Genomic DNA, 21,499 nt, shown 5'->3' on the forward strand with positions numbered 1-21,499 from the left:
CTTTCGTCACCCCATTAATCAAACCTGAAAAAGTGGCTTAAATGAATAATGCGAGACAGGGAGCGTAGCGGTCGAGCAAGCCATGCTGAGGCAGGGAAGCCGATTCATGGCGTTTATGTTCATATTTAAGACATGTTGAAGATAAGTTTGATTTTGGGGCGCCGAGGGATTCCAAAGGGAGACCGGCGATAGCCTCCCTTTGGCTGCTGTCGCCAGCGCGACAAATAGCGTATCGAAAATTATTGAACGCTGCGATTAACTTTGAAAGTTCCTACTTGTTACCAACCTCTACTGGCATGGTATCCATTTGTGGTTCTGTATCCTCTTGTGGTTTTGGCTTATGGCGCTGGGCAATAACTACGCCAATAAATACACAGCCAATGGCGAGCCACTGTTGCCACGTTAAGAACTCATGAAGAAGTAATGACGCAAGTAACAAGGTGAATACGGGAATAAGGTTTGAAAATGCCGCTGCAGTTAATACCGATACTTTTGAAATGGCATAGTTATACATACCGTAGCCACCCAAGGTTACAAACGAGCCTAAATAGATAATGGCAGCGATGCCTTCAATCGACATTTCACTTGGTAATTCAACAAAAAACAAAAAGGGCGCAAAGAATAAGGTGCCGCTAATGCCTTGCAAAGCGATTAAACTAAGTGGCGAGTAACGATGAGCCAAATGTTTTACGCACACCGCATAAATAGCGGCGCATACCATGGCTAAAAACTCTAAAAAGTTACCTAAAATTGGGTTGGGGGCGGCGCTGGTATCGGGCGATACAAGGGTAAGCGCAATGCCCCCGACAATACAAAAAACAAATCCGGTTATGATGGATTTAGATAAATACTCTTTCAGCATAAAGAACGCCAAAATCGCTACGATAAGTGGAAAGCAACTCACAATGACACCAGCTTGGCTCGCAGAGGTATATTCTAAGGCGTAGCCTTCAAATAAAAAGTACAAACAGGGTTCGGCAAGTGACATGCCGAGTAGGTACTTCCAATCACCTTGTTGGTAATTAAACTTTTTCACATAGCGCCAAAGCATTAAGCACAAAGTGAATGTAGTGAGCATGCGTAAAAAAATGACTACCGCAGGGTGGTACAAATCAATGGCGTACTTTAAGGCAATAAACGAGCTTCCCCACAAAAAAGTGGCGATAAGCAAACATAAACTAGCGGGCATAGTGACTACTCGAATTAAAGGGGCGGTGAATTTTAACAAACTTTTATTGGCGCAATAAGCATCAAGCGATAAGTATCGACCAAAGAATAGATGATAATTTAAATGCCAAATTTTATGCTGCTTATCATTAGAAATTCTTATTTATATTTGGTTGAATTGATTTTTTACATGATATTTTTTTGTGTGAGGCCATTTTCCCCTTGTTGATTTTCTCAGCTTTGATATAACAAAGGTTGTTGCCTGAGGTATTTGGTGCTGGGAATGAGTGACGGGAAAAAAACAATTGTCGTAAAGCTGGGTACAAGTGTATTAACCGGTGGCAGTTTTACGTTAGATAAAGCGCATATGGTTGAATTAGTGCGCCAGTGTGCCCAATTAAAAAAGAAAGGGCATAAAATTATTTTGGTATCGAGCGGTGCAGTTGCTGCGGGCAAAGAGCATTTACATTTAAGTTGTGACTTAAGTAATGTGAACAACAAACAAATGCTTGCTGCCGTTGGCCAAAGCCATTTAATTCATACATGGCAAACCTTGTTCAACTTGTATGGTATGCATGTTGGGCAAATGCTGTTAACACGTGCAGACTTAGACGACCGCGAGCGCTATTTAAATGCACGCGATACGCTAAAAGCACTCATTAAGCACGATATTGTGCCGATCATTAATGAAAATGATGCGGTAGCAACACAAGAAATTAAAGTTGGGGATAATGATAATTTATCGGCTTTGGCTGCCATTCTCGCTAAGGCCGATAAATTGTTGTTACTAACCGATCAACCAGGTTTATTTACTGCCGATCCTCGCGCTAACCCAGATGCCAAGTTGATTAGCTTGGTCGATAAAATTGACGCTAATTTAAAAGCATTAGCAGGTGGCTCGAGCACACATTTGGGCACTGGCGGCATGGCAACTAAGCTGCAAGCAGCCGATATTGCATGCCGAGCAGGCGTTGAGGTGATTATTGCCGCAGGTCATAAAGAGAATGTGATTGTGGATGCTGCCCTTGAAAAAGACGTGGGCACACGTTTTTTAGCAACGGCATCGGTGACTGAAAGTCGCAAACAATGGCTAATGGCAGGGCCGCCAGCAAGCGGTGAGCTAATATTAGATGAAGGCGCTGTTCGCGCAATGAAACACTCAGGCTCAAGTTTGTTAGCAAAAGGCTTGAGTGATGTGCTTGGTGAATTTGAACGCGGTGCCATGGTGAAATTATGCGACCAAAATGGGGCGCAAATAGCTCGTGGCATTTGTCGATATTCATCAAGCGATCTGGCCCAGATAAAAGGGCAACATTCCGAGCAAATTAATCAATTGCTTGGTTACGATTATGGGGCGGTGGTGATCCACCGCGATGATTTAGTACTTTTTGGAGGATTAACGTGATTACGCAATTAGCACAGCAGGCAAAGTTAGCAAGTTTTGATCTCGCTGTGGCGACAACAGCACAGAAAAATACAGCATTAGAAAATATTCGTTCCATCATTTTAGAAAATGCGGAACAAATCGAACAAGTAAACCAGCGTGATATTAACGCAGGGAAAGAAAATGGATTAACCGAAGCCTTGCTTGATCGTTTGTTATTAAATAAAGAACGCATTTTAGGCATAGCCAATGATATTCAAAGCTTAATCGCAATGGATGATCCGGTTGGCGGTGAATATGATGGCAGAGCGCTTGAAAATGGCCTGCGCTTAAAAAAACAAATTGTGCCATTAGGTGTGGTAGGCGTTATTTATGAAGCGCGCCCCAATGTTACCTTAGATATCGCCTGTTTATGTTTAAAAACCGGTAACGCCAGTATTTTACGCGGCGGTAAAGAAACACTTAATACTAACACTTACTTAGTTGAATTAATTGGTAAAGCGCTTATTGATGCCGGCATTAATAAAGACGCAGTGCAATTAATTACCAACCCAGATCGCGCCTTAGTGCTTGAGCTTTTAAAGCAAGATAAGTACATCGATATGATTATTCCGCGCGGTGGCGATACGTTGCAAAAAGTATGCGTTGAAAATAGCACAATACCGGTGATCACAGGCGGTATTGGTATTTGTCATTTATACGTTGATGCTTCAGCTGATTTACAAAAAGCATTGGATGTTATTGAAAACGCTAAGGTACAGCGCCCAAGTGTGTGTAATGCACTGGATACTGTGCTTATGGATGAATCAATTGCAAAGCAGTTAGTGCCACTATTAGCAAAGCGTTTAGAGCAAGTGACACTTAAAGGCTGCGAACGAGCAGCTGCGCTTAGTGAGCGTGTTAGCCAAATTGCTGATGGTGAGTACAGCAAAGAATGGTTAAGCCTAACGCTTGGTATAAAAGTAGTGGATGATATTAACCAAGCGATAATGCATATTCGTGAGCATTCATCAGGTCACTCAGATGGTATTTTGTCTGAGAGCTTAAGCAACACTAATAAGTTTGTAGCAGCAGTAAATTCTGCGGCAGTATATGTTAACGCGAGCACGCGCTTTACTGATGGCTCGCAGTTTGGTTTAGGTGCTGAAGTTGCCGTATCAACACAAAAACTGCATGCCCGTGGGCCTATGGGCTTAGAGGCATTAACTACATATAAATGGGTAGGTGAGGGTGATTACCTCATTCGCCAATAAACTAAATAATAAAATCCCACCCCCTGTGGTGGGATTATCTTGTATGGTGTGCATGTATTTAGTGTCAGATGCTGAATCCACATTTGAGATTACTCGCACACTTAATTTTATACTGTTTGTACTTGCCGTTTTGCTTGGGGTAGCGATTGCTCTTGCTGGTGTTATTTCATTTCGTAAAGCGAGTACCACGGTAAACCCACTTAAACCCGAAACTGCCTCAAGCTTAGTTACTAGTGGTATTTTTCAATATACGCGTAATCCTATGTATTTGGGTATGGCTGTAGCGATTTTAGGCTTTGCAATTTTACTTGGCAGTTGGGTAAGCCTTTTAGGTGTTGTGGCATTTATGCTCTTTATTGACCGCTTTCAAATTAAACCAGAAGAAGCCGCGTTAACAGAGTGCTTTGGTGGGCAGTTTACTCAATACAAAACAAACGTCCGCCGTTGGTTATAAATAAGCAAAACAAGCTTAGGGCTAATCTTTATTCGTTCCAATATTTACAGTAGAATGCCGCCAAATTGATTGGAGGTTGTATGAAGTTTGTTCGTTGGCTATTAGGCCGCATTATTTTATTTTTTGATTTTATTACAACACCACGCGGTGTTAAGCGCGATGCACAGTTACAGGCTGAAATTGACGCAAAAACCCAAAACCTAAGCTTGTATCAATTTAAAGCGTGCCCGTTTTGCGTAAAAGTACGCCGTGCAATGAAGCGCAACAGCTTAAATATTGAGTTACGTGATGCAAAAACCGAAGGTATTCATCGTGAAACACTTGCAGCAGAGGGCGGTAAAGTAAAAGTGCCGTGCTTGCGTATTGAGCAAGACGACAAAGTAACATGGCTTTACGAGTCTAACGATATTATTGCTTTTTTAGAAAATGAAGTAGCCAAAGCTGCTTAAATTACTAAAAATCAAAATGATATAAACGCAGCTTCGGCTGCGTTTTTTGTTTTTTTGTGTATGTGATATACAGTGTTTGTTTTTATCATGGAGAGATAAATGAAGTGGTTGCTCTTACTGTTAGTATTGCCTGTTAGCGTGTTCGCTAAACAATGTGGCAAAACCATGGATACATCGTTAGTTGGTGGTGGTTGTGTATGTCCAATTGGTAAAGATTGGCGCTATGGAAAATGTGTGAGCAATGGGCTACCTGAGTTTGCCATAGATGATGGTAAAGGTAGCTGGCGCTGTATTGAAGGTTATGTAAAAAAAGCAGCGCGATGCGAAAAGTACATAGTGCCAATGGCTGATAGCAAGGTAATGAAAATTGCTGTGCTCGACTGTGATAGCGAACGTAACTCGAGTAAAAATTGCAAGTTACCAACACAATTTCAAAAATACTTTTCGAACAAACAAAAAACGCAGCCGTAGCTGCGTTTTATTATTAAGCTGAAAGTTAGTCGTTACTTTCTTTAGCTGATTTAGCAGTAGGTGCTTTTATTGTTTTTTTCGCTGCCGCTTTATCAAAAATTCCTAAGCGAATACGAATAAAGTGGAATATTTCACGCGGTACATCAATATCAACAGCGCTTTCTAACCCTTCAAAACCTGGCGATGAGTTGGCTTCGCAAATTTTAAAGTGTTCTTGATCGAATAATAAATCGATACCGGCAACATCTAAGCCTAATACATTAGCTGTTTGTGTTGCTAGCCACTCAATCTCTGGAGTGATTGGGTAAAGCTTGCCCACGCCGCCGGCACTTACATTGGCTTTAAAGTTTTCGCCATTTGAATTTCGTTCCATACACGCAATTGCGCGTCCACCTATGGTAAATACGCGTAAATCTCGACCATGGCTGGCTTTTACAAACTGCTGAAGAATAATGTTTGCTTTTGGACTTGTTGCTTCGATCAGTTGCATTAAGTCATCAAATTCACCGGGTGATTTTGATAAAAATACCCCGCTACCTTGTGAACCCGAAAGGGTTTTAACTACCACAGGAAAGCCAATTTGTTTTTCAACTAGTGCCACGTTTACCGGGAACTTAACTAGCATGGTATCGGGTGTTGGTAAGTTTTTCTCAGCTAAAATTTGTTGAGCAAATAATTTGTCTTTTACCACTTCAATAGAATGAGAGCTGTTTACGCAATACACACCTAGTCGCTCTAAGTGACGAACAACAGCAAGGGTAAAGTACGTTGTACCAGCACCCATACGCGGCATTACAAAGTCAGGCAGCTTCTGACGCTCACCATCGATTAATATACTTTTTTCATCATCACGGGTAACCGTAAGATCAAACTGATCAGGCGAGAAAACTTGAAGATCGATGTTTTCTTCTTTTGCGACTTCAACTAAGCGATTAACTTCATATGCTTCTTGTCGTAGTAGTAAGTCATTGTGTTTGTAAATTATCCAACCACGCATTAGTAATTACCTTCTAATTCATTTAATGCGTTATCAACATGTTTAGGCATATTGCCTGTAAGCGTATGAATTTTTCTTCCTTGGGTTACTGACTTATATTTGTGCCACAGACTTTCGATACGCGTTTCTGCCTCGCGTTTAGTTTGGCACATAGTTAAAAAGTTTTGCTCAGTATGATTTTGAGGCTCTGCAAGCTGATGCTCGAGTTGAAATAATCGCTTACCAATGGCTGTTAACAATTCTGCTTCTTGAATTGTAAAGTGACCGCTACGGTTAAATCCTTGTGGAAAATTCAGGTCATCATAGAAATTGCTTGTTTTTACAAAACCATGTAATAAATCCATGTGATATTCTCATGTTGACAACTTTGCCCATTTTGGCGGAGTATGCGTGAATTGTGTTTGCTAAGTACAACAATAAAATTTTATCGTCACGATAAGAGATACTGTTTTGGATATTGAATTAATTAAAACCTTCATTGAAGTAAAGGATTGTCGCCATTTTGGTAAGGCTGCTGAAAATTTATATTTAACGCAAGCTGCTGTAAGTTCTAGAATTCGCCAACTTGAGCAGTATTTTGGCGTTGAATTGTTTGTACGCAATCGCAACAATATTCAATTAACCGCTGCAGGAGAGCGTTTTGTTTCACACGCTGAAGTGATGATGCAAACACTGCGCATGGCAAAACAAGATGTGGCGTTATCAGTTGAACAGGTTACGCAAATTTCAATTGCAGGTACGCCAAATACGTGGGACACCTATATTCATGACGCAATCTCAAAGATTTATGCGTCTCAACCGGATGTTAGCCTAGTCGCTGAAATATTAGCGCGAGAGCAAATAACCCGGCAGTTACTGGAACGTTCACTTGATATTGCAATCATTTTTGATCCTCCCAAAGCAGAGGAATTGAAAATTGAACTGTTGCATACATTCGCATTAATCCCAGTATCAACGTCAAGCGAGCCAATTGCCAGCCCAAGTGATGTAACCCGTTATATTCGTGTTGATTGGGGCACTAATTTCACCGCATGGCACGGTAAAGAGCTTAAGGGCATGGCAACACCATTAATGCGAACCAGTACGGCACGTATCGCACTAGATTTAATGTTGCAATGTGGCGGCACAGCCTATTTACCTGATGTATTAGTAGAGCCCTTTATTGAGCAAGGGTCGTTGCATCGATTAGATGCATTACCTGAGTTTAAGCGTGATGTGTATATTGCGTACCATAAAGAGAATGAGCATGCACAAAAACTGCATGCTATTCGTCGTATGTTAGGTAAAGAAGAACCTGAAGCACCCACTATAATTGTGCCTTAATCTTGATAAATATTGGGTAAATAGATTTCCATATTTGCGTCTGGGAATTTAGGCGCTTTAAAACCAAACTGCTGATAAAGCCCATGCGCATCTTTAGTAGCAAGGGTAAAACGTCTTAAACCTTGTAAATTTGGGTGTTCGACAATGGCTTTAATGAGCGCTTTACCAACTCCCAAACCTCGGTTGTCAGGTAACACAAAGACATCGAGTAGATTTGCAAATGTGGCATAGTCACTCACTACCCGTGCAAATGCGAGTAGTTCGCCGTCTTCATTTTTTATAACAAAGCATAATGAGTTGCTTAACGCCGTTTTTAATGTGTATTTTGGAATATTTAAACACCAATATGCATGAAGCGATAAAAACTGATGAATGTGTTCAAAATCATGGTCATCAATTGTGTGGCACACCTTCATATTGTTTACTCCTTAATAAAAGATAAGTGGCAATGTCAGTAGCAGCAAACTCGCCATAACCAAATTAAAACGTTTTAGCTTTTGTGGATTTTGTAGAAATCCCTTTAAGTATCGACCAACAGCAACCCAAAAAAACGAGCAGGGCAAGGTGGCCAAGTTAAACACGATTACGCCTAGCAAAGCTGAAGGCCAGTACTGTTCATTAGGTAACGTCAGTGCGGTAACTAAAGTGAGTAACATGGCCCATGATTTAGGGTTCACCAATTGAAATAGCGCTGCTTGGCTAAAGGTCATGGGGGAGGCGCTACTGTTACTGCTATTTGGCTTACCACGCGCAATTTTAATCGCTAAATAAATAATGTAGCTGGCAGCAAATACACTTAATACTTGATGCAGCATTGGATACTGCTCAAACAGCTTGCCGAGGCCAAGCAACATAGCTAAATGCATACACGTCATGCCGATACGAATGCCCACAATATGCGGTAGTGTTTTACGAAAACCAAAATTCGCCCCTGAATAGGCGAGCAGAATATTATTTGGCCCAGGTGTGAGTGTGGCACTAATGCTAAATAATATAAGTGCAGGCAATAATGATAATACTGTGCTGGTTTCCATTTTGATCCTCTAATTGTATCAATACAATTTCATGTTTATTTATATTGTTAGCAATGGCATATTGTTTAAAAAGGATCAATTTAAATATTGTTATGAATACAATTTGGTTGCCAGATGTTACGGAGTACCAAAAACTCTGTAAATTAAACTCAAAATATCAAGCGCTTGCGGATTTAATTGAGCGTGTCGCTCAATCTGGGGTAATTTCTTCCGAGCAAAAGTTGCCAGCGCAGCGAATTTTAGCCGACCACCTTGGTGTGACTCATGGCACGGTTACGCGCGCCTATGATTTACTCGTTAAACGCGGCATTGCTACGGCAAAACTGGGGGCTGGTACGTTTATAAAAGCGCAGTCGGTACATCTGGATGAGTTAGACGATACCGATTTTTCATCGAGCATGATGCCGCTTATGGGGCAGCAAAATGTATTGGCCGAGCAAATGCGTAAGCTCGCAAATAACGAATCTGCGCTGACAGATATTTTGCGCTACAAACTCAATGGCAGCGATGAACTACAAAGTACGTTTAAAGCTTGGTTAAACGATAAAGGATTGCAAATTGGCAAGCAGGAACTGATTTTTTGCCAAGGTGCCCAGCAAGCGATTTACAGTGTGCTTGCTGCATTGTGCCAAGCTGGCGATACGGTGCTTCACGAGGAAATGTGTTATCCCGGTTTTTATCAAGCGTGTGATTCACTTGGTTTAAATACAAAATCGATTGAGCTTACACCTCAAGGCATCGATTTAAACGTGCTTGAGGCCTACTTTAAGTCGAATTCAGTCAAAGCAATTTACATAACGCCAAACTGCCAAAACCCCACCAATATTCGTTATGACCAAGCAACGTTAGATGGACTGCTTGCGCTCAGTCAGCGTTATAATTTTTTTATTCTTGAAGATGACGTTAATTATTGCTTACCTGAAAACTGGCGTTTACCACTTTGGCAAACTGCCAACGACAGGGTGTTCTATATTGGTAGCTTTTCAAAATACTTTGCTGGTGGCTTGCGGGCGGGATACTTAATTGCGCCATTTTTGTGGCAACAAGCAGTGCTTAAGCAAATTCATAGTCAGTGTTGGTCGGTATCTATGATGAATTTTGAGTTGTTAGCACTTGCATTACACGATGATGAATTTAAACGCAACCAATCGCAGCTTGCAGATGAAGTAAGCGCGCGCATCAAATTACTGCGATCGCTTTTTGAAAAACATGGCTTAGAGGCCATTTTTTCGGGCTTGAATGTGTATTTACCACTGCCGGAGCATATCAATATGTTCTCACTGGCAAATCAATTAAAAGCAAATCGCGTGATTGTGCGAACCGTTGATGTATTCACACGCAATGGCAACGCGAATTGTAACGCACTTAGATTTACTTTGGGCGGCCCCAGCTCACGACAAGCATTTGAACTTGGCCTTGCCCGTGTTGATCAAGTGCTACGGCATCGTGATGGTGGTATTGAAGTGGTCATTTAGCTTAAAAAAATGAGGGAATGACTTCGAAAAATAGCCGTGGTGTGCTATCTTTTCGCCAATTTTATCGCTATCGATTTATAAGAGAAATTTGATGACAATTCGTACACGTGTTGCACCGTCACCAACCGGTGATCCGCATTTAGGAACGGCCTATATTGCACTATTTAACTACTGCTTTGCGAAACAGCAAGGTGGTGAATTTGTACTGCGTATTGAAGATACAGACCAAGTGCGTAGCACGCGTGAATCAGAACAAGCAATTATGGATAGCCTTAAGTGGTTAGGCCTTAACTGGGATCACGGTCCTGATGTGGGTGGTGAGTTTGGCCCTTACCGTCAGTCTGAGCGTTCTGATATGTACAAAAAGTTTGCTCAGCAATTGGTTTATGAAGGTAAAGCGTTTTACTGTTTTGCCACAGCTGAAGAGCTTGACCAAATGCGTGAAGAGCAAATGGCAGAAGGTCTTCGTCCTAAGTATGACGGCCGTGGTTTAAACTTGTCTGAAGACGAAATTAAAGCAAACCTTGAAGCGGGTAAGCCTTACGTTATCCGTATGAAAATTCCTGCTGAGGGTTCTTTCAAGTTTAACGATTATCTACGTGGTGAGATTGAGATCCCGTGGGAAAACGTAGACATGCAGGTGCTTTTAAAAGCGGATGGTTTCCCAACTTATTTCTTAGCAAATGTGGTAGATGATCACCATATGGAAATTAGCCATATTTTCCGCGGTGAAGAGTGGATTAACTCAGCGCCTAAGCTATTAAAACTTTACGAAGACTTTGGTTGGCAGCCGCCGGTATTGGGTCACTTACCACTACTACGTAACCCTGATAAGTCAAAACTATCTAAGCGTAAAAACCCAACATCTATTAACTATTATAAAGAGATGGGCTTTTTACCAGAAGCACTGCTTAACTACCTTGGCCGTATGGGTTGGTCAATGCCAGATGAGCGTGAAAAGTTCACGCTTGATGAAATGATTGAACACTTTGATATGAAGCGTGTATCACTCGGTGGTCCAATTTTCGATATCGACAAGCTTAACTGGTTAAACGGTTTATGGATCCGCGAAAACTTATCAGACGAAGAGTTAATGGCGCGTTTCTTTGACTGGAAATTTAACCCTGAGTTACTTGCTAAAGTATTGCCGCAGGCAAAAACGCGTATTAATACGTTATCAGATTTAGTTGATTTAGCAGGTCATTTTGTTGCAGGTACACCAGAATATGACCCAGCACTTCTTACAGCAGGTAAAGCTGAAGAAGATGTGGTGCGTGAAGCGTTACAAATTTTCATCTGGGAACTAGAAGCGCTACGTACTTGGGAAAAGTCAGAGATTTTTGCCATTGCAAAAGCGGTTGCTACACACTTTGAGCTTAAGATTAAAGACTTCTTAGAGCCAATTTTTGTTGCTATCACAGGTAAAACATCGTCTACATCAGTTGTTGATGCAATGGAGATTTTAGGTTCAGATATGTCGCGTGCACGTTTACGTGTAGCGTTAAACCATATTGGTGTTTCTAAGAAGCAAGCGAAGAAGCTAGAAAAAGCCTATAAGGCGTACCAAGCGCAATAACAACGTTTAAATTTATTGTTTTTAAAAGCCAGCGTAATGCTGGCTTTTTACATTTTATTACTTTTGTTTTCTAGGTCTTTTCCTTAATTTAGGTACGATATAGCCAATTTAATTTTCCGCTTAAATACATAGGGATATGTTATGAAATGTGTTTCGTTTTTAGCGCTAGTTGGGGCATTGTTACTACCTAATATAACAATGGCTAACAATCAGAAACAGGGGCAATATTTTGTCAATTTTGGGGTTGCTTCTAACTATTACAATTACAACAGTAAGGATGCTAGAGACGAGCTCGACCAAAACCTGGAAGAGTTGTTAGATGAGTATGACTTAAGCAGTGACGATGCTGATATTGTTAATGCAAGTGTCGGTTTGGGTTACTATCTGACTAACGATTTTGCTGTACGTGCTAATTATACCTATGGCATCGAGTTGGATTGGCTAGATTGGTGCTTTTTTGATTGTTCAAACAATGTGTATCATGACAGCGATGCAAGCATTTTGACCCTAGATGGTATTTATCATTTTTATCATATTAATGAACAATTATCATTTTATGGTATTGCTGGACTAGCTCTTACACGCGTTTCTACTAAGCTCTCTTATTGGCGAGATGATCAACGCGAAGTAATAGCGCGCGATAATTCAACCAATTTAGGGGCTAATTTAGGCCTAGGTTTACAGTATGACTTCGCTCGCAATTGGGCTCTAAAAGCGGGTTATAGCCACCACACCTTCTTATCAATGGATAAATATTACTTGAATATGGAATGGCGTTTTTAGGTACGCTCTATTACCCTCAACAGGTATGACCAATTATTAAGAAAAACGCTGATAAAATGCGCGGCCAAGTTAAAATTGAGGTTATTTTATGTTATCTGGTTTCTATCAAGAGTCTGAAGGAAAAGTATCGTTTACCCGTGATCAGGCAAGCCGTTTTGCAAAACTGATTGCTGACGATTACAACCCACTTCATGACATTGATGCAAAGCGTTTTTGTGTGCCAGGTGATTTACTTTTCTCAATGGTGTTAAACAAGTACGGTGTAAGTGAAAAAATGCACTTTACTTTTGCAGGTATGGTTGATGAAAAAGTATCGCTTACTTTTCCTGATGCTGACAGTGATATTGCATTAACACAAGATGAAAAAGTGTACTTATCGGTAAACCGTGAAGGTGATACGTCGACCTGTGAAGAGTTAACTAATAGCCTAATTAAAAACTATGTAGAGTTTTCTGGTAAGGCGTTTCCTCATGTGATTATTCCATTAATGGGTGAGCAAGAGGTGATGATTAACCCTGCACGTCCAATGGTGATGTATGAGTCAATGTCGATTGAGTTTTCAAACCTTGACGTTAAACAGCCTGTATTAGAGTTTGTAACCCCTGAATTTGAACTTTCAGGTAAGCGTGGCAAGATCACGTTACCATTTGTATTTAAAGATGGTGATAAAGTAATTGGTAAAGGCGAAAAGAATATGCTGGTCTCGGGTATTCGTGAATACTGTCAAAAAACAGTTGATGAATTAATTGCTTATTACAATCAGCGTAAAGTTGATTTAAAGCCAGCGTAACGCACAATATTTGAAACAGGCGAGCAGTTAGCTCGCCTTTTTTAATTCTTCTTCTAATGCTTTAGCAAGCTGCTCTAAGGCGCGTATTTTTTCTCTAGCAAACTCAAGTTGTGATTGATCTAACTCTGCTTCAATACCTTTAGCCAGCCAGCTGTTTAGTAATTTTACTTTTTCTTTGGCGGCTTGAATATAAGCGGTTTTAAGAGCAACGTCTTGCGCAGACTCATAATTCAAATAGGCATCGTGATCGTCCAAATCACCGTTAAACGCCTGACGGGGAGTAGAAGGAGTTATTGGCGGTATGTCGACTTTGACATGGGTATTATAAATGGCTTTTGGCGCTGACACTTTGATTGGGGTGACTGCCATGTTTTGAGAAGTATTATGCATCTTAGGCAATGATGGCGTTAACACTTTTACCGGGGCTGGGGCTGCCATAAATGATTGAGCATAGGTATTATCGCTTGGTTGATTGCTAAACCAAATTAGCCAAGCTATTAATGCAATAAACGTTACCATTAATAAGGGTTTTCTTTTCATAAGCTCGCCCCTTGCTGCCAGCGCTTCTTAGCTGTGGCATAGTTTTCTTTAGCCTTAGCTTGTGCGAGCGCACTTGTTGCTTGGTATTTTACGGTTTCGCTTTTTTCAGAATAGTAATCATATTTTTTATCAAATACTTGGATTATTACCCACTCGTTTATAGGTGTGCGTAACAGCGTCGGACCTTGTTTTGTTGATAAATTAAATGCGGCTTGATTAATAAAATTACTATTGAGCGCTTCACGTGGGATTAATCGCTTTTTATTGGCGAGTATCTGCTGCAACGCTTTCTCATTTTTAATTTTACTTTGAGCAGCCTCATGGCTTTTAAATGAGACAGATGCGGCTGTCACTTGAGCACTGTAGCGAAATTGTTGCTTGTTTTGATTGTAATACTGTTTGATGGCTCTTGGCGTTACTTGCGTTTTTAGCTTATCAAGATAAGGGCTTTCGTTATGCAAACTGGCTTTTACGCCAAGGTACGATAGCAGGGCAGGGGTAATGGCTTGGCTAATACTTAAATCTTCTAATACTTGCCATCGTACATGCTTATTTGTGTAGTGCTGTTTAATTGATTGATATTGAACGTCAATGTTTGTTAATTCAGTTAACTGATTGATATCACCTTGATGAAGATTAAAGCGAGCTTGCATCGACGCATCTTGGTAGGCATCAGCTAAGGTATACTTTCCACTTAATGGCATTGATAAGGTATTTATAAACGCCAAATCTGCATTGCCATCTGCTGGGTAATCGCCGAGTAATTGCATTAACTCTTCTTTCGTTATTGCGAGTTTAATGTTTGCTGCTGCGTTAATGTTTGCGTTGAGTAAACTCAGCATATAGCGCTTTTTATGATAGCGCGTACTAAAGCCAACATTGGATACGCGGTCAAGCAGTGTGGGCGCTTTTTGTTTTGCAAGGTCAAGGTGAAAAGACAGGGTTTCGAGCCTGCTTTGCGTTTGTTGATTCGATAATTGTTCGCCTTGTTTTAAATAAAACTGATTCATAAAGGCGATTTCTTCTTGTTTTAACTGCACATTGGCCTGTGCAAAGCACGCTATAAGCGTGCTTAATATAACAAAATACTTCATTTATAGTTGTACCACAGCATGGTTAAGTAAATGTACGACCATGGCAATGGCATGTGGAATAACAACTTGGCCTGTATTTACTCGGTCATAATGGTCTTTCGAATTAAGCACAATACCGCCTTGTGAATAAGAAAGCGCACCCCCTTGAGTAAGAATCGGGCGAATGTCTTGCTGATTAGCATCAAGTGCAGAGTAATACTCCAGTGCTTGAGTAACTTTACTAAAATCATTGAGTTGTTCTTTATCATAGTAATCTTTAACCCATGATTCCCAACCCGAATGGTTTAATGCTGAAGTTACCCAAGTATGATGCGGTTGAAGTAAATCGGTGGTATGAAAAACAAAACCAAGAATTTGTGGGTTTTTGCTTTCAATGAATTTTTGATACCAATATTGACCGAGGTGATCAATTGGTTGGAAGGGCATCTCTTCAAAGTCATCATACATATTGTAGTGTGAGTGACCATCGATACGGTAGTTTGCTTCTGTAATGCCATAGCTATTATATTTTGATGAATCAGAGCCAAACCAGCCAGTTTCACCACCGCGGCCATCGTCTAAGTAATCACCTTTTAACCAAGTTGCCGCTAAGTTATCAATATCGCCCCACACTGTAAGTTTTTGGTAATTGTAACCGCCAAAATCATTGCCGTGTTGGTCGGGGCCTTGAGTATGGTTTTGAAAGTGCCAGTAGCTCGTGTACTTTACAATGCTTTCAGCTGCGCCCCAAATTGGTGCCTGTACACAAGAGCCGGTAATCGCACCACAGAAAAATGTGTCTTCAAAATCATCAACATCGTAAGCAGCTTGACCAAGCAGGTTAGCTAATTGTGCAACCGATAGATTAAGTTGAGACGCCCATGCTGACAGCTTGGCATACTCGGTAGAGCTTGGGTTTTGCTGCATATAATTTACGGCGTCAATGACGATTCGCTTGTGAGTTTCTTGTGAGAAGGCATTAGCTTGCTGGCTAGCACAGGCAATTGTACCTGCAACAAGCAGTGAAATAACGTTGGTTTTCATGTGTACCCTTATTTTTGTTGTCAATAGGGGTACTAAGTTAAGTGTTTATTTTTACAGCTAATTTACATTTATATGAAGTATTTACTCTAACACTTTTGTATTTAATCGTTAATAAGTGTATGCATAGTGTTTCTGTTAATTTGCTATTAGATGGGTATAACAAGAGGGGCTTAAAAAGCGCTTTAATGATTATATTTAATATGTAACGGCAAATAGTGGTGTGCTTTTTATAAGCTAAAAATTTAAGAAAAAGATATAAAAAAACCGCGAATCTCGCGGTTTTTTTATTTTTGGCTTGTTAGCCAGCTAAGGAATTGGCGTGCGTCGCTTTTATTTTCGAAATCAACGCGTTGGTTGCCTGACTTATCTTCGAAAGTCACCTTGCTTTTATTTATGGATGCAAAGTCCACAGGCAGTGCCACATGGATTTTGGATCCTTGATATAAATAGTCCATTTTCGACTCTCTTATCAATGTGTTTGCATAAACACAGGTTTAACAGGTGCAGTCACTGGATCAGGGTGGCTGCGATTTCCATTAACTTAATACAGAGTTATGACGTTTTAATGACGGTAAAGTTCATTAATTGACACTGTATTTTTGAAGTGATTCACCACTATAGTGTGATAAAGGTAGTACCAATAAGGACAAATGTCCGTAATTGGGCGATTAATAAATCGCCCAGTGAAATTAGCTTATTTAAACTCTAGCTTACCTTTCATAATTGCCCAGTGACCAGGGAATGAACAGAAAAATGAATAGTCCCCACCCACTTTTAGTTTGTTCGTTGCAAAGGTTAATGTCGTTGACTCACCACCACCGATCACCTTTGAAAAACCATAAACCCGTTCATCGCCTTGTTTTACGTACTGGTTTTCAATTCCTGCTGCCATACCATCGGTAGCGACTGCTTGAATGTTTGCGCTATCAACCACCACAACATTGTGTCCCATGGTTTTGGCCGGAAGTTTGCCAGTGTGTTTAAGTTCAATGCTGATTTCTTTACAGTCTTTAGAGAAACTTAAGGTGTTTTGATTAAACTGCATCATGTCGTTTGCTTCAAGCTTAGCGGAGCATGATGCTGAAGCATTTGCTGAGAAAAAAGATGCTGTAAGAGTAAGTAAACCTAATTTGATTAAATTTTTCATATATTTCATAATCTAAATGTTATTGAGAATTATTTGTATTTTATCTTTTGGGAGTGTAGTTGCAAGGTTTTGTTTCATTCGATAAGTGGTAAAATGATTTCCCTAAATTTAATGTTCGATAAATTATTAGGTAATTACGTTAATGAAATTACAAGAGATCAATAAAACCCGTTATCGCAACCATTTAAACAAAGTGATTGCAGGTTGTATTGCAGCGTTAGTAATGGGTAGTTTGGGTATTGCGCAAGCGCTTATTGCTGTCTTCCCTAGTGAGCAGGGCAGTCATTTTCATTGGAACCTTGCTGGTGTTGTGGTGACGTGTTTACTCATTGCGAGCGTATTAAAAAAATATAAGCATCATGACTTTATGACTGAAGTAACGTATGTGTGGGAATTAAAAAAGCAGCTTAATTACATTACGCGTAAAATGCGTAAGCTAAAAGCAGCGGTAGACCAAGGCGATGTTGTTGCAATGCAAATTATTAACTACTCATATGCCGGTTCTCGCCAGCTTTGGCAATTGGATGACAACACCATTACGATGGAAGAGTTGAGCGTTTGGCAGGCTGAACTTGATGCAAAAGCACGTGAGGTTAATGTAACCCTTGATGCCAATAAATTTGATCCCCAAAGCCTCACTAATTATTAATGTTAATTATCACCGAATAACCACTCTTTATGCAGTGTTGACACCTTTCTAAAAAAGATTTGAATGGACAAAATAAACGACTTTTTATTTTGTCTATTTTTTATGCTTTTCTATACTTATAATATACCAGAACCAAATGGATTTGCATTTCTGGCGCATTATTCAAGGGGGAAGAAATGCATAATCGAAATGGTTTTACTTTAGTCGAGATTATGATTGTGGTTGCAATCATTGGTATTCTCACAGCTGTTGCTTTACCTGCTTACTCTGAGTACGTAAAAGAAAGTCGAAGAGTTGATGCGCAACAATATTTACTGCAACTTTCTGGGACCCTGGAAAGAAATTATACCCGCCTAGGGGAATACCCTGCTGTCGATGCAATTACCGTCGAGATATCTGATTATTATGCATACACATATTCACGTGACAGTGACACTGCTTTTACCCTGAGTGCCAGCCCAAAAGGTGCTCAAGCCGATGATAAATGCGGCGATTTATCTGTTAATCAGCAAGGAGCTACAACTGCATCGCTAGACTCATGTTGGCGTTAGGGGGGGGTATGAAAAATGGTTACACCCTAATTGAGCTCGCAGTCGTTTCAAGCATCATCGGTATTATGAGTACTATCGCCATTCCCTCAATGATCACGACTATTAAATCCGACAGATTAGTAACAACCGCTAACCAACTGACTAGCACATTCAAATTCGCACGCAGTGAAGCTGTAAAAAGGGAGACTGATGTTCAGCTTGTTGCTTCCCGTGGTGAGTGGTTAGTGCAATTGGATGGAGACACCATAATGGTGTTTAGCAGCAACTATGACTCGATTTCTGTTAAGGGCTTGGCAAACATGACGATACGTGCGTCAGGCGAAACAACAAGTATTAACCTAAGTATTGAAGATGATGATGCTGATACTCAAGATAGGTGTTTTTCTGTTTTGGTTAGTGGACAAAGTCAGTTAACCAAAGGAGGGTGTGTAAGTGAAACGCAATAATAAACAATCTGGTTTTTCACTTGTTGAAGCCATGGTGGCTACTGTGGTATCGGCGATAGCTTTATTGAGCTTAGGGGTCGGGCAAGTAAAGTCTCTGCAATATGCTGCTAGTAGTCTTGATTATACCCTTTCTTTGATTCAAGCAAATAACGCAATTGAACAATCATGGGCTAATTTGTGTGAATTACAAAACGGTACAGTGACGCTTGCTGATCTTAATGTTGCAACACAAACAGATAAATACACCATTGAGTTTCCTAATGGTTTTGATATTGATGATTTTGAAGTTGTTGTTAGTTGGAGTGATGAGCGAATGACTGATAATTTGGCCAATAGTGCCGCTTTACACGTCAAATTACCTGGGGTGTGCTTATGAAAAGTACAAAAGGTTTCTCGCTTGTTGAGCTTATGGTGGCAATGGCTGTTTCTATGTCGTTAATTGCAGGTACTGGATTTGCGTATATTGGTATATCAGACTCAATTAATCTTTCAAAAAATATCGAAAATACCCAAGAAGTTCTGCGTTATACAACGGATGTTTTTAGTCGCAGTTTAAAACAAACTATGGTTTCGCCTACATCGACGGCACCTGAAAATATCCGTGTTGTGCAAGATAAAGTCGGCGCAGTGGCATGTGATGGTACTACACCTGTTGCAGCTCCTTACACTGAATCTTACCGTTTTGAATCACCTAATTTATTTTGCGATGCGGGCAACGGTGAAGTGGTTATTTTGCAAGGCATCGATGCAATGTCGATTGTGATAAATGATGACTTAGTGCAGATCACAGTTTTGCCCGATGATTTCCCAATAGCAGATTTACCTAATGGCGTAAGAATTGATATTGCGCTGAGTAGTAAAATATTAATGGAGGAGACAAATTAATGCCGTATTCTCATCCAAACAAAGGCTTTGCCATCTTGAGTGTTATGTTATTAGTGATGATGGCAAGTGTATTAGTTGCTGGTTCATTGAAAGATAATTTCATTCAGGAAAGGCTGTCGGGTAATTTTCACAAGAAGATGAACTCAAGGCATACTGCTGAAATGGGGGTGCTCAGTATTCGAGAAGAAGTTGAGAACATGATAAGCGCTAATCCATATATGGAATTAGACGATTTTGTTGAAGCAATAGCAGCAAACCCTGAGATGATGTCAGATACAGGTCTTACCGACCACAGCAAATATAGCAGTGAAATAGCTTCAGTTTCAGGTGATATATTTACATTTAAGACACAAGGTAGCCAATTTGAAGGGCGTGATACACTTAGTGCAGTATTCAAATTTGTGCCTGGCAATTTAGTCACCTACCCTTCGCCATTTGCTACTGGATTAACAGGCTGCGATGGTGTGGTGCTTGGTGGCAGTGGCGAAGCCGATAGTTATAATTCAGCTGATGGAGCTTATGGCGGCACAAATGTCGGTGATGCGGTGACTGTCAGTACTGTATCAGATATTGGCGTAATTACCATTAAAGGTGGCGCAGATATACAAGGGGATGTGAAAGCAACAAGTAATGTCATTTTTGGTGGTTCGGCCTCTATTTCGGGGAATTTAAGCACCAATGGCTATGTTGATATTACAAGTGCCTCCAGTTTTATTGGTGGTAATATTTCAGCGTTGGATTATGTTGATATCAAAAACACGATAGTTGGCGGCACTATCCAAAGCAATAGCTACATCACGTTATCGCAAGTAGTCGTTGGTGGAGATGTTATTTCATCACCAGTAGTTGGCTCGTCTTCCGATCCTTCAAATGTAAGCATCACTGGTGAAACTATCTATGGCGGTGTTTTTAGTAAAGGAAATGTGTTTTTGAATAATACCATTATTGATTTTGATACGTCAGATTTGTCTTTTGGTGTTCAAACATATGGTAATTATATTCAAACTTATGGGCGAGTAGATGGTGGTGTTCGCGTAATTGGTGATGTGAGCTTGCCGAAATGGGGCACGACTATCTCAGGCGATAACTTATTGTATGCAGGTACCGGGAGCTTTATAGAACACACCAATTTTGGACTCGGTATCTACCATGAAACTGAAGCCAACTTATTGGCTTTGTTTGATGTTATTGAACCGCTTGAAGAAATTCCGTTCGATGATGGCAGCGGTGCAGGTGATGTACAGTGTGACCCACTAAATATTGATAGTCAGATGTCTGATATCAATGATGATTATGTTTCTAATGGGGACTTATTTGTTAGTGGTTCTGGCAGTGGAGATGTATTTGTTATCGGTGAAACCAGTGCTGAATTTACGCGTGACCAAAATTCAACTAGTCAAGGAAGTGTCGCTTCACTCGAAAGTGTTAAAGCTACTTTTCTTAGCCTAGAGCGTGACGTTATTATGGTTGATAGTGTTGCCGTTAAGGGGCATATCAAAATTGCCGATAACTCTGATGTTGTATGGTTTATCAAAGGTGATTTTGAAATGGGAGGCCAATCAACCCTAACTATTCCAGATGGCAGTAGTTTAATGATCATTATTCAGGGCAGTTTTACGGTCGGAGCTGGTGGCGAAGTTTACACACCTGATGTGGGCTTAACCGATCCTGATAAATTACCTGTTTTAAGTATCTTTAGTGATTATGTTGGTGATGGCATTGCTATCCAAGGGGGATCTGAAGATATTTATGCTGCAGTTTATGCGCCCAAAACGGATGTGACAGTGACATCATCTGCTGACTTTATGGGAGCTATCTTAGGTAAAACGGTGTCAGTTACAGGTAGTGGCGCATTTCATTATGATGCCTATTTAGGTGAGTCAGTTGTGGGGCCTGATCCCAATAATTCTTCTGAGGGTAAATTTCAGTTTTTGGGATTTCAATATTTATAGCGATCAAATTAGGTTTATAGTCACCTGAATACTTTAACCTAATTTGAAATTACCCT

At 40.4% G+C, this 21,499-nt stretch carries 26 protein-coding genes; 16 read left to right on the forward strand and 10 right to left on the reverse strand.

Annotation, left to right across the window (positions count from 1 at the left end; all coding sequences use genetic code 11):
- Positions 1-271: 271 nt before the first annotated feature.
- Positions 272-1,189, reverse strand: coding sequence for a DMT family transporter (locus OM33_RS05930; RefSeq protein ID WP_038639945.1), 918 nt, complete (start codon positions 1,187-1,189; stop codon positions 272-274).
- 261 nt (positions 1,190-1,450) lie between these two features.
- Between OM33_RS05930 and proB the strand changes: the two genes are divergently transcribed.
- The 5 genes from proB (at position 1,451) to OM33_RS05955 (ending at position 5,178) form a co-directional block, all read left to right on the forward strand.
- The gene (gene proB / locus OM33_RS05935; protein WP_038639948.1) at positions 1,451-2,572 is read left to right on the forward strand and encodes a glutamate 5-kinase; all 1,122 of its coding nucleotides are present in this window, start codon (positions 1,451-1,453) and stop codon (positions 2,570-2,572) included.
- On the forward strand, positions 2,569-3,804 hold the full coding sequence (locus tag OM33_RS05940; RefSeq protein ID WP_038639951.1) for a glutamate-5-semialdehyde dehydrogenase: 1,236 nt from the start codon (positions 2,569-2,571) through the stop codon (positions 3,802-3,804). The genes proB and OM33_RS05940 overlap by 4 nt, the downstream gene beginning before the upstream one ends.
- Before the next feature lie 43 nt (positions 3,805-3,847).
- Positions 3,848-4,258: a methyltransferase family protein gene (locus OM33_RS05945; protein ID WP_052141055.1), complete on the forward strand. Its 411-nt coding sequence runs from the start codon at positions 3,848-3,850 to the stop codon at positions 4,256-4,258.
- A gap of 80 nt (positions 4,259-4,338) precedes the next feature.
- Positions 4,339-4,707 (forward strand): glutaredoxin family protein, encoded by a 369-nt coding sequence (locus OM33_RS05950; RefSeq protein ID WP_038639954.1) that lies wholly within the window; start codon positions 4,339-4,341, stop codon positions 4,705-4,707.
- A 99-nt stretch (positions 4,708-4,806) separates the two neighbouring features.
- The gene (locus OM33_RS05955) at positions 4,807-5,178 is read left to right on the forward strand and encodes a hypothetical protein (RefSeq protein WP_038639957.1); all 372 of its coding nucleotides are present in this window, start codon (positions 4,807-4,809) and stop codon (positions 5,176-5,178) included.
- 25 nt (positions 5,179-5,203) lie between these two features.
- Here the strand turns inward: OM33_RS05955 and OM33_RS05960 are convergent, their stop codons facing one another.
- Together OM33_RS05960 and maoP are read right to left on the reverse strand one after the other, a co-directional pair.
- Positions 5,204-6,175, reverse strand: a complete 972-nt coding sequence (locus tag OM33_RS05960) for an ATP-grasp domain-containing protein (protein WP_038639960.1) — start codon at positions 6,173-6,175, stop codon at positions 5,204-5,206.
- Positions 6,175-6,519, reverse strand: coding sequence for a DUF413 domain-containing protein (gene maoP / locus OM33_RS05965; RefSeq protein ID WP_052140913.1), 345 nt, complete (start codon positions 6,517-6,519; stop codon positions 6,175-6,177). The genes OM33_RS05960 and maoP overlap by 1 nt, the downstream gene beginning before the upstream one ends.
- A 106-nt stretch (positions 6,520-6,625) precedes the next feature.
- On the opposite strand from maoP, the gene OM33_RS05970 reads away from it, so the two are divergent.
- Positions 6,626-7,498, forward strand: a complete 873-nt coding sequence (locus tag OM33_RS05970; RefSeq protein WP_038639963.1) for a LysR family transcriptional regulator — start codon at positions 6,626-6,628, stop codon at positions 7,496-7,498.
- Here the strand turns inward: OM33_RS05970 and OM33_RS05975 are convergent.
- Both OM33_RS05975 and OM33_RS05980 read right to left on the reverse strand, forming a co-directional pair.
- Positions 7,495-7,914 (reverse strand): GNAT family N-acetyltransferase, encoded by a 420-nt coding sequence (locus tag OM33_RS05975; protein ID WP_038639966.1) that lies wholly within the window; start codon positions 7,912-7,914, stop codon positions 7,495-7,497. The genes OM33_RS05970 and OM33_RS05975 overlap by 4 nt on opposite strands.
- A 12-nt stretch (positions 7,915-7,926) precedes the next feature.
- Positions 7,927-8,532: a LysE family translocator gene (locus OM33_RS05980; RefSeq protein ID WP_038639969.1), complete on the reverse strand. Its 606-nt coding sequence runs from the start codon at positions 8,530-8,532 to the stop codon at positions 7,927-7,929.
- A 92-nt stretch (positions 8,533-8,624) separates the two neighbouring features.
- Between OM33_RS05980 and OM33_RS05985 the strand changes: the two genes are divergently transcribed.
- The 4 genes from OM33_RS05985 (at position 8,625) to OM33_RS06000 (ending at position 13,156) form a co-directional block, all read left to right on the forward strand.
- Positions 8,625-10,007, forward strand: coding sequence for an aminotransferase-like domain-containing protein (locus tag OM33_RS05985; RefSeq protein WP_052140914.1), 1,383 nt, complete (start codon positions 8,625-8,627; stop codon positions 10,005-10,007).
- Between the two features lie 91 nt (positions 10,008-10,098).
- Entirely contained in the window at positions 10,099-11,583 is a 1,485-nt protein-coding gene (gltX, locus tag OM33_RS05990) for a glutamate--tRNA ligase (protein WP_038639970.1), read from the forward strand.
- A 141-nt stretch (positions 11,584-11,724) separates the two neighbouring features.
- A complete protein-coding gene (locus OM33_RS05995) occupies positions 11,725-12,366 on the forward strand; it encodes an outer membrane protein (RefSeq protein WP_038639973.1) in 642 nt (213 codons plus the stop codon).
- A gap of 88 nt (positions 12,367-12,454) precedes the next feature.
- Positions 12,455-13,156 (forward strand): DUF3581 family protein, encoded by a 702-nt coding sequence (locus tag OM33_RS06000; protein WP_038639975.1) that lies wholly within the window; start codon positions 12,455-12,457, stop codon positions 13,154-13,156.
- A gap of 27 nt (positions 13,157-13,183) precedes the next feature.
- Here OM33_RS06000 and OM33_RS06005 read toward each other — a convergent pair whose 3' ends face one another.
- The 5 genes from OM33_RS06005 to azu form a co-directional block, all read right to left on the reverse strand.
- Positions 13,184-13,696 (reverse strand): hypothetical protein, encoded by a 513-nt coding sequence (locus OM33_RS06005; protein ID WP_038639981.1) that lies wholly within the window; start codon positions 13,694-13,696, stop codon positions 13,184-13,186.
- A complete protein-coding gene (locus OM33_RS06010; RefSeq protein ID WP_038639984.1) occupies positions 13,693-14,790 on the reverse strand; it encodes a peptidylprolyl isomerase in 1,098 nt (365 codons plus the stop codon). Before OM33_RS06010 ends, OM33_RS06005 begins: the two co-directional genes overlap by 4 nt.
- Positions 14,791-15,813: a phospholipase C/P1 nuclease family protein gene (locus OM33_RS06015; protein WP_038639985.1), complete on the reverse strand. Its 1,023-nt coding sequence runs from the start codon at positions 15,811-15,813 to the stop codon at positions 14,791-14,793.
- Positions 15,814-16,097: 284 nt separating this feature from the next.
- Positions 16,098-16,268 (reverse strand): hypothetical protein, encoded by a 171-nt coding sequence (locus OM33_RS22495; RefSeq protein ID WP_010560955.1) that lies wholly within the window; start codon positions 16,266-16,268, stop codon positions 16,098-16,100.
- A gap of 239 nt (positions 16,269-16,507) precedes the next feature.
- Positions 16,508-16,960, reverse strand: coding sequence for an azurin (gene azu, locus OM33_RS06020; RefSeq protein ID WP_038643083.1), 453 nt, complete (start codon positions 16,958-16,960; stop codon positions 16,508-16,510).
- Positions 16,961-17,102: 142 nt separating this feature from the next.
- On the opposite strand from azu, the gene OM33_RS06025 reads away from it, so the two are divergent.
- The 6 genes from OM33_RS06025 to OM33_RS06050 all read left to right on the forward strand — a co-directional run bounded on the left by OM33_RS06025 (position 17,103) and on the right by OM33_RS06050 (position 21,443).
- The gene (locus OM33_RS06025) at positions 17,103-17,609 is read left to right on the forward strand and encodes a DUF3087 domain-containing protein (protein WP_038639988.1); all 507 of its coding nucleotides are present in this window, start codon (positions 17,103-17,105) and stop codon (positions 17,607-17,609) included.
- Positions 17,610-17,785: 176 nt separating this feature from the next.
- Positions 17,786-18,160 carry a type IV pilin protein gene (locus tag OM33_RS06030; protein ID WP_038639991.1) on the forward strand — a complete coding sequence of 125 codons (375 nt, stop codon included), beginning with the start codon at positions 17,786-17,788 and terminating at the stop codon, positions 18,158-18,160.
- 8 nt (positions 18,161-18,168) lie between these two features.
- Positions 18,169-18,606 carry a GspH/FimT family pseudopilin gene (locus OM33_RS06035; protein ID WP_038639994.1) on the forward strand — a complete coding sequence of 146 codons (438 nt, stop codon included), beginning with the start codon at positions 18,169-18,171 and terminating at the stop codon, positions 18,604-18,606.
- A complete protein-coding gene (locus OM33_RS06040; protein ID WP_038639997.1) occupies positions 18,593-18,982 on the forward strand; it encodes a type IV pilus modification PilV family protein in 390 nt (129 codons plus the stop codon). The genes OM33_RS06035 and OM33_RS06040 overlap by 14 nt, the downstream gene beginning before the upstream one ends.
- Complete coding sequence (locus OM33_RS06045; protein ID WP_038639999.1) at positions 18,979-19,491, forward strand: PilW family protein; 513 nt, start codon at positions 18,979-18,981, stop codon at positions 19,489-19,491. Before OM33_RS06040 ends, OM33_RS06045 begins: the two co-directional genes overlap by 4 nt.
- A complete protein-coding gene (locus OM33_RS06050) occupies positions 19,491-21,443 on the forward strand; it encodes a DUF7305 domain-containing protein (protein WP_038640002.1) in 1,953 nt (650 codons plus the stop codon). Before OM33_RS06045 ends, OM33_RS06050 begins: the two co-directional genes overlap by 1 nt.
- Positions 21,444-21,499: the final 56 nt, after the last annotated feature.

The sequence above is a fragment of the Pseudoalteromonas piratica genome, from assembly GCF_000788395.1.
Lineage (GTDB): Bacteria > Pseudomonadota > Gammaproteobacteria > Enterobacterales > Alteromonadaceae > Pseudoalteromonas > Pseudoalteromonas piratica.